Raw genomic sequence first — 16370 nt, forward strand, 5'->3', positions numbered from 1 at the left:
ATCAGCCTCCGGTCACCGGTCCGCTCGCGGGCTGTGCGGTGGTCGCGCCGTAGTTCTCGACGCCGGCGGCCCGGGCGAGTTCCAGGTCGAGTGCCTCGCGGCGGATACGCTGGTCGATGTACAGGAGGGTGGTGACGCCCGTCTGCATCGGCATGGTGACGGCGGCGGCGATGATCGAGCCGATCGCGCCGATGACCAGGAAGTTCCAGCTCTGGGTGGCGGAGCCGTCCAGGAAGCCCTGCATGCCGCCGGGGACCAGGAACATGGCGGTGATCGCGAAGGGCATGACGATGATCGCGGCCGTGACCTTGGTGATGAGACCGGTGAGCAGGCTGATGCCGCAGACGCGCCACCAGGAGCCCTTGACGAGCTTGGCGGAGCGCTTCAGGGCGTCGCTCACGCTGCCGCGTTCCAGCATCAGCGCGGGCGGTGCCAGGAGGAAGACCACGTAGAACCAGGCGAGCAGGACGAGGCCGACGGGGACGCCGAGCGCGATCAGGGCGGCCTCGCCCGCCAGGATGCCGGGAAGCATCGGCAGGACTCCGGCGGTGACCGAGCCCACGAACAGGACGAGGGTCAGGCCGAGCATGCGGCCCCACATGGGGCGCAGGGCGCGCAGGGTCGAGGAGAGCGTGGAGCTGTGGCCGAGGACGGCGCTGCTGACGACGGGTGCCAGGAGTGCGGTGACCAGGAACAGGCCGAGGATCTCGACGTAGTAGTTGAAGACGTAGAAGAGCATGGCGTCGCCCATGGCGTCGAGCGCCTCGGACGGGGTGGCCCTCTCGCCGGGGCTGAACGCGGCGGTGTCCACCGTGGCGCGCTGTACGAGGACGAGGGCCAGCTGGAACACGGCGGCGATGACCAGGCTGATGGAGAGCACGGGGCGCCAGTGGGCGCGCAGGGTGCTGACCGCGCCGTCGAGGATCTCGCCGAGGCCCAGGGGGCGCAGCGGGATCACGCCGGGCTTGGCGGCGGGGGGCTTGCCCCACTGGCCGGGGCCGCCCGGGTGGCCGTACTGCCCGGAGGGGCCGTACTGGCCCGCGTACGGGGCTCCGGGCTCGCCGCCGGGCTGTTGCCCGTACTGCTGGCCGTACGATCCCCAGCCCTGGCCCTGGGGCGCGTGCGGGGCGTTCTGGCCGGTGGGCCGGGGTGCCTCGGTGCCCGGGCTCGACCACTGGCCGGGCGGGGGCTGCTGGGCCGACCACTTCTGGTCGCCGGCGGGCTGTGCGGGCGGGACCGGCGGCTGGGTGGTGCCGGCGCCGGACTGGTCGGCTGGTGCCCCCGGCCGCTCGCCGTCGGACGGAGAGGATCCGGGCGTAGCCCAGCCCGGAGAGTCGTTCATCGTCGCTCCTTCACGTGCACCTGCTGCGGCGGGGGCGCTGGTCGCTGCCATCGTGCCATGTGGGGTACACGAACGGGGTAGGGGGTGTGCGGCGGATCAGAGGCGGATAGCCCGGGGCGTCTGGTGCCGCGCCTTCCCGCGTTGTCGTCGGTCGCCGACGCTCCGGGCCCGGCGCTGATCCGCCGCACACCCCCTGGCCGTCCCCCCGGATACTCGGCAGCCCGTACCTTCAATTGTCACCCGGATCCGGGGCAGACTGGTCGACCTGATCTCCACGCAGGTCCGAGGGGCGATTTCCAGCCCTTTTGGCTGTGGGACAGCTCACCGCCAGGTAACGATTAGCTAATGGGATGATGTCAAGCATGAAGGGACGAGTCCTTGTCGTCGACGACGACACCGCGCTGGCCGAGATGCTCGGCATTGTGCTGCGTGGAGAAGGTTTTGAGCCGTCGTTCGTAGCGGACGGTGACAAGGCACTGGCTGCCTTCCGGGACGCGAAGCCGGATCTGGTACTGCTCGACCTCATGCTGCCCGGAAGGGACGGCATAGAGGTGTGCAGGCTGATCCGGGCCGAGTCGGGGGTGCCCATCGTCATGCTCACGGCCAAGAGCGACACGGTGGACGTCGTGGTGGGCCTGGAGTCCGGTGCCGACGACTACATCGTCAAGCCGTTCAAACCGAAGGAGCTGGTGGCCCGTATCCGGGCCCGCCTGCGCCGGTCGGAGGAGCCCGCCCCCGAGCAGCTGGCCATCGGTGACCTCGTCATCGACGTGGCCGGGCACTCGGTCAAGCGGGACGGTGCCTCCATCGCCCTGACCCCGCTCGAGTTCGACCTGCTGGTCGCCCTCGCGCGCAAGCCCTGGCAGGTGTTCACCCGTGAGGTGCTGCTGGAGCAGGTCTGGGGCTACCGGCACGCGGCGGACACCCGGCTGGTGAACGTGCATGTGCAGCGGCTGCGCTCCAAGGTCGAGAAGGACCCGGAGCGCCCCGAGATCGTAGTGACGGTGCGTGGTGTCGGCTACAAGGCCGGACCCAGCTGACGTGCAGCCCGGCCGGGACCGGGGTGCCTCCAGCCGGGGGATCCTGCGGGGCGGCCGGCTACTCCATGACGGGGCGGCCGCCGGCCCGCTGCTGCGGCTGTTCGTGCGCCTCGTGCGACGGCCGCTGCTTCCGGCTGTCCGGCTGTGGCGGCGCAACATCCAGCTCCGGGTGGTCGCCGCCACCCTGCTGATATCGCTGGCCGTGGTCCTCGCGCTCGGTTTCGTCGTCATCGCCCAGGTCAGCACGGGCCTCCTCGACGCCAAGGAGGAGGCCGCGCAGAGCCAGGCCGCGGGCGGGTTCGCGGTCGCACAGGAGAAGGCCAACACCCCGGCGACCGTGGACGGGCCCGACGCCACCGACAACAGGGTCGGCCGCGACGCGAGCACCTGGATGAACTCGCTCGTCAAGCAGCTGGCCAGTGGCGGCCAGACCGCCTTCGAGGTGGTCGCGCTCGGCGCGGGCACCGGGGTGGAGCAGGGCGGCCCCAACGCGCTCGGCGTCCGCGGCGCGCGCGCCTCCGGCAACGTCGATCCGACCGCGAGCGTCCCGCTGGGGCTGCGTCAGGCCGTCAACCACGCCACCGGGGCCTTCAAGACCTTCTCGGAGATCCGGTACACCGCCGGGGCCGGTGAGAAGGCGCCCGAGCCCGCGCTGGTCGTGGGCAAGCGGCTCACCGACATCAACGGGGAACCGTACGACCTCTACTACCTCTTCCCGCTGACCCAGGAGGAGGAGTCCCTCAACCTGGTCAAGGTCACCATCTCCACCGCCGGCCTGTTCGTCGTCGTCCTCCTCGGCGGCATCGCCTGGCTCGTCGTGCGCCAGGTCGTCACCCCCGTGCGGATGGCCGCCGGGATCGCCGAGCGGCTCTCCGACGGGCGGCTCCAGGAGCGGATGAAGGTCACCGGCGAGGACGACATCGCGCGCCTCGGCGAGGCCTTCAACAAGATGGCGCAGAACCTCCAGAACAAGATCCAGCAGCTGGAGGACCTGTCCCGGATGCAGCGCCGCTTCGTCTCGGACGTCTCGCACGAGCTGCGGACCCCGCTGACGACCGTACGGATGGCCGCGGACGTCATCCACGACGCCCGGGTCGACTTCGACCCGGTCACCGCGCGCTCCGCCGAACTGCTGGCGGGCCAGCTCGACCGCTTCGAGTCGCTGCTGTCCGACCTGCTGGAGATCAGCCGCTTCGACGCGGGGGCCGCCGCCCTGGAGGCGGAGCCGATCGACCTGCGCGACGTCGTGCACCGCGTCATCGGCGGGGCCGAGCCGCTCGCCGAGCACAAGGGCACCCGGATCCGGGTCCTGGGCGACACTCAGCCCGTCATCGCCGAGGCGGACTCGCGGCGCGTGGAGCGGGTGCTGCGCAACCTCGTCGTCAACGCCGTGGAGCACGGGGAGGGCCGCGACGTCGTGGTCCGGCTCGCGTCCGCGGGCGGGGCCGTCGCCGTCGCCGTACGGGACTACGGCGTCGGCCTCAAGCCCGGCGAGGCCACCCGCGTCTTCAACCGCTTCTGGCGGGCCGACCCGGCGCGGGCCCGGACGACCGGCGGGACCGGCCTCGGCCTGTCCATCGCCGTCGAGGACGCCCGGCTGCACGGCGGCTGGCTCCAGGCCTGGGGGGAGCCCGGCGGGGGCTCCCAGTTCCGCCTGACCCTGCCGCGCACCGCCGACGAGCCGCTGCGGGGCTCGCCGATCCCGCTGGAGCCCGAGGACTCCCGGGGCAACCGGGCCCGGGCCGCCGCGGAGGCCGCGGGCAGCGCGGCGGAGCGGCAGCCGGCGGACGCCGGCGACCGCTCGCCGATACCGCCCCGCTCGCCGGTGGCCAACGCGATGCCCGTACCCGCCGACCCGACGGCCCTGCCCGGCAGCGGAGCCCGGGTGGTGGCCCGGCCGGCCGGGCAGTCAGCACAGGAGGACCGAGGAGCCGATGGAGGCTGAGCCCATGGGTGTGCGGACGGGGAGTTCGCCGGCGGGGGACCCGGAGGCGGCCGGTGCCCGGACCGGCCGCGGGCGGCTGTCCCGCCGTGGCCGGACGCGCGGCCGCGGGCGGCTCTCCCGGACCGTGCGGGCCTACGTGTTCGGGGCGGCCGGGCTGCTGCTGGCCGGCTGCGCCTCCATGCCCGACCACGGTGAGATCCGCCCGCTGGAGGCCTCGCAGGGCGTCGACTCCCAGGTGCGGGTGTTCAGCGTGCCGCCGGCCGACAAGGCCAGCGCGGCCGAGATCGTCGACGGCTTCCTGGAAGCCATGACCAGTGACGACCCGCAGCTGGAGACGGCCCGCCAGTACCTCACCGAGGAAGCCGCGAAGTCCTGGAAGCCCGGGGCGGCCGTCACCGTGCTCTCCGCCGGGCTCGACCGGCGTTCGGTGCAGGGCGAGAAGGACCCGTCGGGCCCCCGCTGGAAGGTCACCGGCAAGAAGCTGGCGACGGTGGACGAGCGCAGCGCCTACCAGCCGGAGACCGGCGGCGGGGCGTACGAGGAGTACCTCCAGCTCGTCCAGGAGAACAAGCAGTGGCGGATCGCGACCCCGCCGAGCAGCCTCGTCCTGAGTGACTCCGACTTCCAGCGCATCTACATGCCGGTGAACAAGTACTACTTCGCGGGCGGCACGCTCGTCTCCGACCAGGTGTACGTGCGTCAGCGCAGCGACCCCGAGTCGCGGATGGACCCCACCACGCAGACCGTGCAGTCGCTGCTCGCCGGGCCGTCCAAGTGGCTCGGGCCGGTCGTCGCCTCCAGCTTCCCCACCGGTACGGAGCTGCGCCCGGGCACCAAGTCCCTCTCGTACGACGGCCAGAACACGCTGCGCGTGCCGCTCAACGACAAGGCCGACAACGTCGCGCAGCCGCAGTGCCAGAAGATGGCCACCCAACTCCTGTACACGGTCAAGGAGCTGACGGCCTCCCGGCTGGAGCGGGTCGAACTGCTGCGCTCCGACGGCAAGTCCTCCTCGTTGTGCGTGGTGACGGAGGCGGCGGCGGCCGTGATCGCGAACCGGATACAGGGCCCCGAGTACCAGTACTACGTGGACGGTGAGAGCCGGCTGGTCCGGATGAAGCTCGACGTCACCAGCGAGGACCAGCAGAACCGCCCCGAACGGGTGCCGATGCCGGTGCCCGCCGGTTTCAAGGCGGCCTCGGCGGCCGTGTCGCACGACGAGCGGCGGGCCGCGGTGGTCTCCGAGGACGGGCACGGGCTGTACGTGGTCCCGCTGTCGGCCGCGGAGCCCATGCCGCAGCCGGCGGTGACCAGCAAGGGGAACAAGCCGAACGGGCTGAGCTCGCCCAGCTTCGACGTGTCGGGCGACGTGTGGGTCGCGGACCAGGATCCGCAGCACGCCGGGCTGTGGCGGGTGCCGGCCGGTGTCGGGGCCGCCCCCGAGAAGGTGCAGGTGGCCGGGCTCGACGGCGGGCGGATCATCTCGCTGAAGGTGTCCGCCGACGGGGTGCGGATCGCGCTGCTGGTGGAGCGCGGCAGCCGCAAGAACCTGTACATCGGGCGGATCGAGCGGCCCGACGGCAAGGGTGACACCTCGGCGGTGTCGGTGCGCGAGCTGCGCCCGGCGGCCCCGCAGATGGCGGAGGTGACGGCGATGAGCTGGGCGCCCAAGGGCCGGCTGCTGGTGGTGGGCCGGGAGAGCCGCGGGGTGCGCCAGGCCCGCTACATGCTGGCGGACGGCTCGATGGCCGCAGGCAGCCTGCCGGGGGCCACGGGGCTCATCGGGGTGGCGGCCTCGGAGGACGAGACGAAGGCCAGGCCGGTCGTGGCGCACCTGGAGGACGACGGGATCGTGTGGCTGCCGCCGGGGGCGCAGTGGCGCACGGTGGCGGCGGACGGCCGGGCACCGGTCTATCCGGGCTGAGCGGCTGGTCCGGGTGGTTGTCCACAGGGGTGGCAGGGTGTTGCCCCGCCCGGGAGAGTGGAGCCATGCGGGGGTGGTGGCAGGAGCTTGCGGGTCTGGTGCTGCCGGTCGACTGCGCCGGGTGCGGGGCCGCCCGGGTGCTGCTGTGCGGCGTCTGCCGGGGTGCGCTGAGCGGGGCGTACGCGGGCCCTGTGCGGCCCTCTCCGCGGCCCGCGGGGCTGCCCGTGGTGCATGGGGCCGCCGTGTACGAGGGGGCCGTACGGGCCGTCGTACTGGCGCACAAGGAGCGCGGGGCGCTGCCGCTGGCCGGGTGGCTCGGCGGGGCCTTGGCGGCCGCGGTCGGCGCGGCCCTGGCGGGGGCTGGTGGGGCGGCGGGCGGGGAGGTGGCGCTGGTCCCGGTGCCCTCGGCGCGGCGGCAGGTCCGGGCGCGCGGGCACGATCCGGCGCGCAGGATCGCGCTGGCGGCCTCGGCGCGGCTGCGGCGGGCCGGTGTTCCCGTGCGTGTGGCGCCCGTACTGCGGCTGCGGCGGGCGGTGGCCGACCAGGCGGGCCTGGGCGCGAGGCAGCGCCGGGAGAACCTCGCGGGGGCGCTGGAGGTGTGCCGGGACGGGGCGCGGGTGACGGCCGGGGCCCGGATCGTGCTGGTGGACGACCTGATCACCACCGGGGCCACCCTGACGGAGGCGGCTCGGGCGGTGCGCGCGGCGGGACTGGCGCGGGGGGTCGCGCCGCGGGCGGCGGTGGTGGCCGCGGCGGCGGACTCGTTCGTTCGGAACCGGTCGGCAACGAGCAGTGGGCAAAAATCTTGTGAATAGATTTGGAACTGGAGGGGAAGGCCCATCGTTGCAGCTAGTAAGAGGGAATGGCCACCTGAACGGAGGTACGTTCCGGTAGCGGGTGCCGACAACCGTCATTGAGAGATATGTTCGGTTGTGAGGAACTGGCGAACCTTGGGCCCCACGCATCGGATCGCAGGTTTTGAAAATCTTCGTGTCAGGAGGCTGTCTCTCGACTCCGAAGTCGGTGGGGTGCAGATCTTGCCGATGGGGGAGGAGGAGGTGGAAGTCGCCAAGTCCGAGGCTCCGGTGCTCATCGGAGTCTGGTGCGAAAGGGAGACGCTTCGCCCCATGAGGCGGAGCTATCCGGGAACGGAGTTCTGCGTGGACATCGTCGTCAAGGGCCGCAAGACCGAGGTGCCCGACCGGTTCCGCAAGCACGTGGCCGAGAAGCTGAATCCGGAGCGGATCCAGAAGCTCGACGCCAAGGTGATCAGCTTGGACGTCGAGGTGTCCAAGGAGCACAACCCGCGCCAGGCCGACCGTTCCGACCGCGTGGAGATCACCCTGCGTTCGCGGGGCCCGGTGATCCGTGCCGAGGCCGCCGCCGCGGACGCGTACGCGGCGCTCGACCTGGCTCAGGACAAGCTGGAGGCCCGGCTGCGCAAGCAGCACGACAAGCGCTACACCCGCAGGGGCGCGGGCCGGCTCTCGGCGGCAGAGGTCGCCGACGTCGTGCCGGACGCCGCGCAGCTGAACGCGAATGGCGAGCCGTTCTCCGAGGAGAAGGCGAACGGGGTTCCGATCACCCGGATCGGTTCCATCGAAGTGCAGGGCGAAGGCCCGCTGATCGTCCGCGAGAAGACCCACTCGGCCGCACCCATGTCGCTCGACCAGGCCCTTTACGAAATGGAACTGGTCGGCCACGACTTCTACCTGTTCGTCGACTCCGAGACCAAGTTGCCCAGCGTCGTCTACCGGCGCCACGCCTACGACTACGGCGTCATCCATGTGAACCCGGACGGAGCCTCCAGCTCTGAGGAACCGCGCGGCGGCGCGGGCGGAGCGCTCGGAGGCTGAGCCCACCATTTCGCTGCCCCTGCGGGACGCCGAGGCGCCCCGCAGGGGCACCTGTATGAACGCGTATGCGCCAGACCTGTGACCGCAGACCTCCGCGCCGTGGTGCGGGCATGGAATCATGGCGGGCAGTCAACCGGTGGCGATGCCTTTCCGGTTGACCCAGCAGTTCGGCACATGCAGGGGGAGGAACGATGGCGGACAGCTTCGGGCCGGTGCGCGGTGACGGCGGCGCGGGCTGCCGCGAGGGGGACCCGGCGGCCGGGCCCGCGCAGACGCCCGCGGGGGAGCCCATCCGGGTGCTCGTGGTCGACGACCACGCCCTCTTCCGGCGCGGGCTGGAGATCGTCCTCGCGCAGGAGGAGGACATCCAGGTCGTCGGTGAGGCGGGGGACGGCGCGGAGGCGGTGGACAAGGCCGCGGACCTGCTGCCGGACATCGTGCTGATGGACGTGCGGATGCCCCGGCGCGGCGGCATCGAGGCCTGCACCTCGATCAAGGAGGTGGCCCCCTCCGCCAAGATCATCATGCTGACGATCAGCGACGAGGAGGCGGACCTCTACGACGCGATCAAGGCGGGCGCGACCGGGTACCTCCTGAAGGAGATCTCGACGGACGAGGTGGCCACGGCGATCCGGGCGGTGGCCGACGGCCAGTCGCAGATCAGCCCCTCGATGGCGTCGAAGCTGCTCACCGAGTTCAAGTCGATGATCCAGCGCACGGACGAGCGGCGGCTGGTACCGGCGCCGCGACTGACGGACCGGGAGCTGGAGGTCCTGAAGCTGGTGGCGACGGGCATGAACAACCGTGACATCGCGAAGCAGTTGTTCATCTCCGAGAACACCGTGAAGAACCACGTCCGCAACATCCTGGAGAAGCTCCAGCTGCACTCCCGGATGGAGGCCGTGGTCTACGCGATGCGGGAGAAGATCCTCGAGATCCGCTAGGCCGCCCGCCCGCCTGCCCTCACCCTCCTTCGCCTTCCCGGCTGTCCCGGCCCCCCGCTGCCGCCCGCCGCAGGGCCGGCTACCGGCGCAGCGCGCTCAGCTCCGCCGTGACGGCCGCCGCCTCCGCGGGGGAGGCGGCGCGCTCGACGCGCACCTCCTCGCAGCCCACCCACCGGGCGGCCTCCCACAGGGCCTCGGCCATGGCGGCGGCGGCCCGGGGCGTCTCCAGGGAGAGCTGGCGGGCGACCAGGGTGGCGCCCTCGCGGGCCGGGTCTACGCGGCCCTGGAGCCGCCCGCCCGCCAGCAGCGGCATCGCGAAGTACCCGTGTATCCGCTTGGGCTTGGGGACGTACGCCTCCAGGCGGTGCGTGAAGCCGAAGATCCGCTCCGTGCGCGGGCGGTCCCAGACGAGGGAGTCGAACGGGGAGAGCAGCGTGGTGCGGTGGCGGCCCCGCGGGACCGTCGCGAGCGCCTGCGGATCCGCCCAGGCCGGCTTGGACCAGCCCTCGACCTCGACCGGGACCAGCCCGGAGTCCGCGATCACCGAGTCCACCTGCGCGCCGCCCAGGCGGTGGTAGTCGGCGATGTCGGCGCGGGTGCCGACGCCCAGGGAGCGGCCGGCGAGGGCGACGAGGCGGCGCAGGCACTCGCGGTCGTCCAGGTCGTCGTGGAGCAGTGCGTCCGGCACGGCCCGTTCGGGCAGGTCGTAGACCCGCTTCCAGCCGCGCCGCTCCCCGCACACCACCTCGCCGGTGTCGAGGAGCCACTCCACCGCGATCTTGGTCTCGGACCATTGGAACCACTCGCCGCCGTTCTTGGCGCCGCCCAGCTCGGTGGAGGTCAGCGGGCCGTCGGCCTTGAGGCGGTCCAGGACCGCCTTCGTCGAGCGCTCCTTGTCCTGGAGGATGTGCCAGCGGTGGCCCCGGGCGTAGCGGGCCCGGCGGCGGAAGGCGAAGTGCGGCCACTCCTCGACGGGCAGGATGCAGGCCGCGTGCGACCAGTACTCGAAGGCGTGGCGGTCCGACCAGTACGCCTTCTCCACGGTGTCCCGGCCCACCGCGCCCAGGCGCGCGTACGGGATCAGCTCGTGCGACCGGGCCAGGACCGAGATCGTGTCCAGCTGGACGGCGCCCAGGTGGCGCAGGACCCCGCGGACCCCCGCGCGCCGGTCGGGCGCTCCTGTGAAGCCCTGGGCGCGCAGGGCGATGCGCCGGGCCTCGTCGGCGGACAGGGACACGGTCGGCAGCGGCTGGCTGGGCGCGGTCGAGGTCATGCTCCGCACCCTAGGCGGTGCCACTGACAGCGGGCAGGTACGCGAGGGCGGGGGTCAGGCCGAGGTCCGAGGGGAGCAGGGCGCCCACCCAGGAGTCCCGCGCGGTGCCGTTCCTGACGATGGCGGCCCGCAGCAGGCCCTCCAGCCGGAAGCCGGCCTTCTCGGCGACGGCCCGCGAGCCGTCGTTGCCGACCTCGGCGCGCCACTCCAGCCGTACGGCGTCCAGCTCGGTGAAGGCCCAGCGGGCGACGGCGCCCACGGCCTCGGTCATGTAGCCGTGGCCGCGGTGCTCCTTCACCGTCCAGTAGCCGATCTCGTACGCGTCCTCGCCGTGCACGTGGACGCCGACGGCGGCGACCAGCGGGCCGCCGGGGCCCAGGCGGACGGCGAAGCTGTAGCCGGTGTCCTCGCGCCAGCCGTCCGGGACGGTCTCGCCGACGAAGGCGCGGGCGTGCCGGCGCTCGTACGGGGAGGGGACCATGGTCCAGCGCTGGATGGCGGGGTCCTGGGCGGCCGCGTAGACCTCGTCCTCGTCGGCCGGGACGAAAGGCCGCAGTTCCAGCCGGTCCGTGAGCAGTGTGGTGGGATCCATGGGCGGATTCTGGCGCCCGGGCGGGGGAGGGGGCGAACACTTTTCCAGAATCACCACCGTGAACCGCGGCACCTTCCCGGGCCTCCGTACGTTCTCATTCCGGGCGCCCGTGCCCTGGCGGTACGGCGGACCTCCCGACGCGGCCACGTCCTCGCTTACGATGGCCGTTGCGGTGGGGCCCACCTGCCGTGCCCGCGTACGTAACGTGCTCAGGCCCGACCGGCAAGGAGACAAACCTCGGTGTCCGTCTTCAACAAGCTCATGCGTGCAGGCGAAGGCAAGATCCTGCGCAAACTGCACCGCATCGCGGACCAGGTCAACTCCATCGAAGAGGACTTCGTCAACCTCTCCGACGCCGAGTTGCGAGCGCTCACGGACGAGTACCAGCAGCGTTACCAGGACGGCGAGAGCCTGGACGACCTGCTGCCCGAGGCTTTCGCGACGGTCCGCGAGGCCGCCAAGCGCGTCCTCGGCCAGCGGCACTACGACGTCCAGATCATGGGTGGCGCGGCGCTGCACCTCGGCTACGTGGCCGAGATGAAGACCGGTGAGGGCAAGACCCTCGTCGGCACGCTGCCCGCGTACCTGAACGCGCTGTCCGGCAAGGGCGTCCACCTGATCACGGTGAACGACTACCTCGCCGAGCGCGACTCCGAGATGATGGGCCGGGTGCACAAGTTCCTCGGCCTGGAGGTCGGCTGCATCCTGGCGAACATGTCGCCCGCGCAGCGGCGCGCGCAGTACTCCTGTGACATCACCTACGGCACGAACAACGAGTTCGGCTTCGACTACCTGCGCGACAACATGGCGTGGTCCCAGGACGAGCTCGTCCAGCGCGGCCACAACTTCGCCGTGGTCGACGAGGTCGACTCGATCCTCGTCGACGAGGCCCGTACCCCGCTGATCATCTCCGGCCCGGCCGACCAGGCCACGAAGTGGTACGGCGACTTCGCGAAGCTGGTCACCCGCCTGACCAAGGGCGAGGCCGGCCAGCCGCTCAAGGGCATCGAGGAGACCGGCGACTACGAGGTCGACGAGAAGAAGCGGACCGTCGCCATCCACGAGGCGGGTGTCGCGAAGGTCGAGGACTGGCTCGGCATCGAGAACCTCTACGAGTCGGTGAACACCCCGCTCGTCGGCTACCTGAACAACGCCATCAAGGCGAAGGAACTGTTCAAGATCGACAAGGACTACGTCGTCATCGACGGCGAGGTCATGATCGTCGACGAGCACACCGGCCGCATCCTCGCCGGCCGCCGCTACAACGAGGGCATGCACCAGGCGATCGAGGCGAAGGAAGGGGTGGACATCAAGGACGAGAACCAGACCCTCGCCACGATCACCCTGCAGAACTTCTTCCGCCTGTACTCGAAGCTGTCGGGCATGACCGGTACGGCCATGACCGAGGCCGCCGAGTTCCACCAGATCTACAAGCTCGGTGTCGTCCCGATCCCGACCAACCGCGCCATGGTCCGCAAGGACCAGGCGGACCTGATCTACCGGACCGAGGTCGCGAAGTTCGCCGCCGTCGTCGACGACATCGCGGAGAAGCACGAGAAGGGCCAGCCGATCCTCGTCGGTACGACGTCGGTCGAGAAGTCCGAGTACCTCTCCCAGCAGCTCTCCAAGCGCGGCATTCAGCACGAGGTGCTCAACGCCAAGCAGCACGACCGTGAGGCGACGATCGTCGCCCAGGCCGGCCGCCGCGGAGCCGTCACCGTCGCCACGAACATGGCCGGCCGTGGTACCGACATCAAGCTCGGCGGCAACCCGGACGACCTCGCCGAGGCCGAGCTGCGCCAGCGCGGTCTGGACCCGGAAGAGCACATCGAGGAGTGGGCGCACGCCCTGCCCGAGGCGCTCACCCGCGCCGAGGCGGCCGTGAAGGCCGAGTTCGAGCAGGTCAAGGAGCTCGGCGGGCTGTACGTGCTGGGCACCGAGCGCCACGAGTCGCGCCGCATCGACAACCAGCTGCGCGGCCGCTCCGGCCGACAGGGCGACCCGGGCGAGTCCCGCTTCTACCTGTCGCTGGGTGACGACCTGATGCGGCTGTTCAAGGCGCAGATGGTCGAGCGCGTCATGGCGATGGCCAACGTGCCCGACGACGTGCCGATCGAGAACAAGATGGTGACGCGCGCGATCGCGTCGGCCCAGTCGCAGGTCGAGACGCAGAACTTCGAGACGCGCAAGAACGTCCTGAAGTACGACGAGGTCCTCAGCCGCCAGCGCGAGGTCATCTACAGCGAGCGCCGCCGGGTGCTGGAGGGCGAGGATCTGCAGGAGCAGGTGCGCCACATGATGGACGACACGATCGACGCGTACATCGCGGCCGAGACGGTCGAGGGCTTCGCCGAGGAATGGGACCTGGAGCGCCTGTGGGGCGCCTTCCGGCAGCTCTACCCGGTGAAGGTCACCATCGAGGAGCTGGAGGAGGCCGCGGGCGACCGGGCGGGCATCACCGCCGAGTTCATCGCGGAGTCCGTCAAGGACGACATCCACGAGCAGTACGAGACGCGCGAGAAGACGCTCGGCTCGGAGATCATGCGCGAGCTGGAGCGTCGCGTGGTGCTGTCGGTCCTGGACCGCAAGTGGCGCGAGCACCTGTACGAGATGGACTACCTGCAGGAGGGCATCGGCCTGCGGGCGATGGCCCAGAAGGACCCGCTGGTCGAGTACCAGCGCGAGGGCTTCGACATGTTCAACGCCATGCAGGACGGCATCAAGGAGGAGTCCGTCGGCTACCTGTTCAACCTGGAGGTCCAGGTCGAGCAGCAGGTCGAGGAGCTTCCGGTGCAGGACGCGGCGCCGTCCCTGACCAAGGAGTCGGCCGTGGCCACCGCCACGCGTCCGGAGATCCGGGCCAAGGGGCTGGACGCTCCGCAGCGGCCGGACCGGCTGCACTTCTCGGCGCCGACCGTCGACGGTGAGGGCGGTGTGGTCGAGGGCGACTTCGACAACGGCTCCGCCGGTGACGGGGACGGGATGACGCGGGCGGAGCGCCGCAAGGCGCAGAAGGCCACCGGCGGGCGTCGCCGCAAGAAGTAGCCCCGCTGGGGGCATCGCACACGGCCGGGGCCGGGCACCTTCGTGGTGTCCGGCCTTTGCCGTGTGCGGGTGCGGGTGCGGGGGCTGGTGCGGGTGTCGGTGGTGGCGGTGCGGGGGCCGGTGCGGCGCCGTTGCCGGGGGCGCTGCCCCCGGGCCCCCGCGCCTCAAACGCCGGCGGGGCTGGATTCGGCCCGGCCCTGGCTGGATTTGGCCGGGCCGGGTCATGGGCGGGGGCCCTGGATCTCTACCGCCGCGCAGCGCCAGCGGAGGTCCTGGCCCTGTTCCAGGCGGAAGGCCATCGCCGTCACGCGGTCGCCCGTCGCGATCCGGGCGAAGGCCTCGATGACGCCCGGGCCGGGGATGAAGCGGCCGCACTGGCGGACGACCGGGCGCAGCCGGTCGCGCAGGGGGTCCTCCGGGGCCAGGGTGACCAGCTGCTGGTAGGCGGGGCCGACGGTGTGCCCGAGGAGCGAGTGCACCGGGCGGCGGCCGCTGACCACCGCCAGGAGGCGCTCCGCGAACCAGTGGTGGGGCCCGCTACGGGCCCCGGTGCGCACGGCGACGGCCGGGCGCACCGACTCGGCCGGGCGGCGGGGGTCCCGGCGGCCTGCGGGGCGGGTGCGGGCCGGGCCGGCCGGGCCGCGGCGGCTCGCGTCGCCGCCGATCGTGCCACGCGTCGTGGTGTCCATCGCGTTCTGCCCCCGAACAGGCCGGGCCCGGAGCGGTACCGGGCGGTAACTTGATGGGGATCTTCTACGGTCGCCGCACACGCTCCGCAACCGCCCGAAGCCCCCGTACCGGCCCGTGGCCCGCTTCACCTATCCGGGTGTCCGCCGGGCCGTCCACCGCCCGCCGGGGCCCGCGGGGGGCGCCCGCGGACGTACGGGGGTGGACGCCCGCCGCAGGCGGTCCGGCAGCCCGATGGGGGACGCGGGCCGTCACTCCGTCGGAGCCCCCGGCTGCGGGCGGGCGGTCGTATCCTGGGGGCGTTTCCGACTACCGAAAGCAGCCGGCCATGCGCGTGTACGTCCCCCTGACCCTCCCCGGGCTCGCCGAGGTGCACAAGGCGGGTGAGCTGGGCCCCGCCCCGCTGCGTGCGTACGCCGTCACCCCCGGGCTCCGCGAGTGGTACGTGTCGGACGACATCGAGGAGCTGGAGTACGCGGCGCTGAGCCGGGCCGCCGAGGCCTCGCTGCGGCTGCTCGCCGAGGACGAGGGCGCCCCGCGCAAGCGCGTGGTCGTCGCCCTGGACGTCACCGACAAGGCCGCCACCGCCACCCCGGGGGTCGACGAGGCCACCCTCGGCCAGGTGACCCTCGCCGCCGCCGTACGGCTCTCCGTGGCCGCCGCCGTGCACGTGGACGCCGACGAGGCCCAGGAGGACGTCGCCGCCGCGGCGGGCGCGCTGGCGGCCGCGGACGCCGGGGACGACGACGCCCGGTTCACCGTCGACGGCGCCGACGACCACGAGCTGCTGTGGTTCGGGGTCCAGGAGATTCCGGGGCTGCTGAAGTGACGACGCACCCGACCCACATCGTCTGGGACTGGAACGGCACGCTCCTGCACGACATCGATGCCGTGATAGTCGCGACCAACGCCTCCTTCGCCGAGCTCGGCTTCGCGCCGATCACCCTGGAGACCTACCGCGACCTGTACGTCGTACCGGTGCCGAAGTTCTACGAGCGGCTGATGGGAAGGCTGCCCACCGACGAGGAATGGGTCGTCATGGACGAGGCCTTCCACCGCCACTACTGGGCCGCAGCCGAGAGCGCCGGGCTCGCCGAGGGCGCGCTGGAGCTGCTCCAGGGCTGGGAGCGGGACGGGCTCACCCAGTCCCTGCTGTCCCTGGCGCCCCACGACAAGCTCGTGCCCCTGGTGCGGTTCCACGGGATCGACCGGCACTTCCTGCGCGTCGACGGCAGGACCGGCCCCTCGCACACCTCCAAGGCCGAACACCTGGTGCGCCACCTGGCCGCCCTGGACGGCACGGGCGTGACGGCGGGGCGTACGGTCCTCATCGGCGACGCCGTGGACGACGCGCTCGCCGCCGCGCACGTGGGCGCGCGGGCCGTCCTCTACACGGGCGGTTCGCACAGTCGCAGCAGTCTGGAATCGGCCGGTGTACCCGTCGTGGACTCCCTGGCCGAAGCCGTCCGCACAGCTCGCGAGCTGGCCGAATAGCGTCGGGCACGGATGCCCGGCCCCGTCGCTGTCCAGAGTGTCAAAGTTCCACCCCCGGTTTTGTACACATACAGCTCATGACGGGCTGGGGGTGCGGGGAGATAGCCTTGTACCCGTGATCAGCGCGATAGTCATCGGGGGCACTGAAGCCCCCGGCCTGCGCCCGGCGCACAACCGTGCCCGGGCCTTCGCTGATCCCCGCTGCCGGGACTTCCAGCCGATCATGGC

Annotated in this window: 13 protein-coding genes; 9 read left to right on the forward strand and 4 right to left on the reverse strand. The window is 72.0% G+C overall.

The features are described from left to right. Position 1 precedes the first annotated feature (1 nt). Positions 2-1342: a hypothetical protein gene (locus OG447_RS11550; protein WP_266936393.1), complete on the reverse strand. Its 1341-nt coding sequence runs from the start codon at positions 1340-1342 to the stop codon at positions 2-4. Between the two features lie 350 nt (positions 1343-1692). Between OG447_RS11550 and mtrA the strand changes: the two genes are divergently transcribed. The 6 genes from mtrA (at position 1693) to OG447_RS11580 (ending at position 9051) form a co-directional block, all read left to right on the forward strand. Next, positions 1693-2382 (forward strand): two-component system response regulator MtrA, encoded by a 690-nt coding sequence (gene mtrA / locus OG447_RS11555; RefSeq protein ID WP_323181753.1) that lies wholly within the window; start codon positions 1693-1695, stop codon positions 2380-2382. 88 nt (positions 2383-2470) lie between these two features. Beyond that, complete coding sequence (gene mtrB / locus OG447_RS11560; RefSeq protein WP_323181829.1) at positions 2471-4327, forward strand: MtrAB system histidine kinase MtrB; 1857 nt, start codon at positions 2471-2473, stop codon at positions 4325-4327. A 4-nt stretch (positions 4328-4331) separates the two neighbouring features. Beyond that, entirely contained in the window at positions 4332-6251 is a 1920-nt protein-coding gene (locus OG447_RS11565; protein WP_266936396.1) for an LpqB family beta-propeller domain-containing protein, read from the forward strand. A gap of 65 nt (positions 6252-6316) precedes the next feature. After that, positions 6317-7066 carry a ComF family protein gene (locus tag OG447_RS11570; RefSeq protein WP_266936397.1) on the forward strand — a complete coding sequence of 250 codons (750 nt, stop codon included), beginning with the start codon at positions 6317-6319 and terminating at the stop codon, positions 7064-7066. A gap of 312 nt (positions 7067-7378) precedes the next feature. After that, on the forward strand, positions 7379-8107 hold the full coding sequence (raiA, locus tag OG447_RS11575; protein ID WP_266936398.1) for a ribosome-associated translation inhibitor RaiA: 729 nt from the start codon (positions 7379-7381) through the stop codon (positions 8105-8107). Between the two features lie 191 nt (positions 8108-8298). Further along, positions 8299-9051: a response regulator transcription factor gene (locus OG447_RS11580; protein ID WP_266936399.1), complete on the forward strand. Its 753-nt coding sequence runs from the start codon at positions 8299-8301 to the stop codon at positions 9049-9051. Between the two features lie 79 nt (positions 9052-9130). On the opposite strand, the gene OG447_RS11585 is transcribed toward OG447_RS11580, so the two are convergent. Both OG447_RS11585 and OG447_RS11590 read right to left on the reverse strand, forming a co-directional pair. Further along, positions 9131-10324 (reverse strand): winged helix-turn-helix domain-containing protein, encoded by a 1194-nt coding sequence (locus tag OG447_RS11585; protein ID WP_266936400.1) that lies wholly within the window; start codon positions 10322-10324, stop codon positions 9131-9133. A gap of 10 nt (positions 10325-10334) precedes the next feature. Further along, a complete protein-coding gene (locus tag OG447_RS11590; RefSeq protein WP_266936401.1) occupies positions 10335-10916 on the reverse strand; it encodes a GNAT family N-acetyltransferase in 582 nt (193 codons plus the stop codon). Between the two features lie 240 nt (positions 10917-11156). Between OG447_RS11590 and secA the strand changes: the two genes are divergently transcribed. Beyond that, positions 11157-13961 (forward strand): preprotein translocase subunit SecA, encoded by a 2805-nt coding sequence (gene secA, locus OG447_RS11595; protein ID WP_266936402.1) that lies wholly within the window; start codon positions 11157-11159, stop codon positions 13959-13961. A 221-nt stretch (positions 13962-14182) separates the two neighbouring features. Here the strand turns inward: secA and OG447_RS11600 are convergent, their stop codons facing one another. Beyond that, on the reverse strand, positions 14183-14650 hold the full coding sequence (locus tag OG447_RS11600; protein ID WP_266936403.1) for an Rv3235 family protein: 468 nt from the start codon (positions 14648-14650) through the stop codon (positions 14183-14185). Positions 14651-14976: 326 nt separating this feature from the next. Between OG447_RS11600 and OG447_RS11605 the strand changes: the two genes are divergently transcribed. Both OG447_RS11605 and OG447_RS11610 read left to right on the forward strand, forming a co-directional pair. Continuing rightward, the gene (locus OG447_RS11605; protein WP_266936404.1) at positions 14977-15477 is read left to right on the forward strand and encodes a hypothetical protein; all 501 of its coding nucleotides are present in this window, start codon (positions 14977-14979) and stop codon (positions 15475-15477) included. Further along, positions 15474-16142 carry an HAD family hydrolase gene (locus tag OG447_RS11610; RefSeq protein WP_266936405.1) on the forward strand — a complete coding sequence of 223 codons (669 nt, stop codon included), beginning with the start codon at positions 15474-15476 and terminating at the stop codon, positions 16140-16142. The genes OG447_RS11605 and OG447_RS11610 overlap by 4 nt, the downstream gene beginning before the upstream one ends. Positions 16143-16370 lie beyond the last annotated feature (228 nt).

Origin of the sequence: Streptomyces sp. NBC_01408 (assembly GCF_026340255.1) — a bacterium.
In the GTDB taxonomy this organism is placed as follows: Bacteria; Actinomycetota; Actinomycetes; order Streptomycetales; family Streptomycetaceae; genus Streptomyces.

Bases quoted from the DNA above. Each gene is read 5' to 3' on its own strand.
- OG447_RS11550 (WP_266936393.1), bottom strand. From the start codon at position 1,342: ATGAACGACTCTCCGGGCTGGGCTACGCCCGGATCCTCTCCGTCCGAC.
- mtrA (WP_323181753.1), top strand. From the start codon at position 1,693: ATGATGTCAAGCATGAAGGGACGAGTCCTTGTCGTCGACGACGACACC.
- OG447_RS11565 (WP_266936396.1), top strand. From the start codon at position 4,332: ATGGGTGTGCGGACGGGGAGTTCGCCGGCGGGGGACCCGGAGGCGGCC.
- OG447_RS11570 (WP_266936397.1), top strand. From the start codon at position 6,317: ATGCGGGGGTGGTGGCAGGAGCTTGCGGGTCTGGTGCTGCCGGTCGAC.
- raiA (WP_266936398.1), top strand. From the start codon at position 7,379: ATGAGGCGGAGCTATCCGGGAACGGAGTTCTGCGTGGACATCGTCGTC.
- OG447_RS11580 (WP_266936399.1), top strand. From the start codon at position 8,299: ATGGCGGACAGCTTCGGGCCGGTGCGCGGTGACGGCGGCGCGGGCTGC.
- OG447_RS11585 (WP_266936400.1), bottom strand. From the start codon at position 10,324: ATGACCTCGACCGCGCCCAGCCAGCCGCTGCCGACCGTGTCCCTGTCC.
- OG447_RS11590 (WP_266936401.1), bottom strand. From the start codon at position 10,916: ATGGATCCCACCACACTGCTCACGGACCGGCTGGAACTGCGGCCTTTC.
- OG447_RS11600 (WP_266936403.1), bottom strand. From the start codon at position 14,650: ATGGACACCACGACGCGTGGCACGATCGGCGGCGACGCGAGCCGCCGC.
- OG447_RS11605 (WP_266936404.1), top strand. From the start codon at position 14,977: ATGCGCGTGTACGTCCCCCTGACCCTCCCCGGGCTCGCCGAGGTGCAC.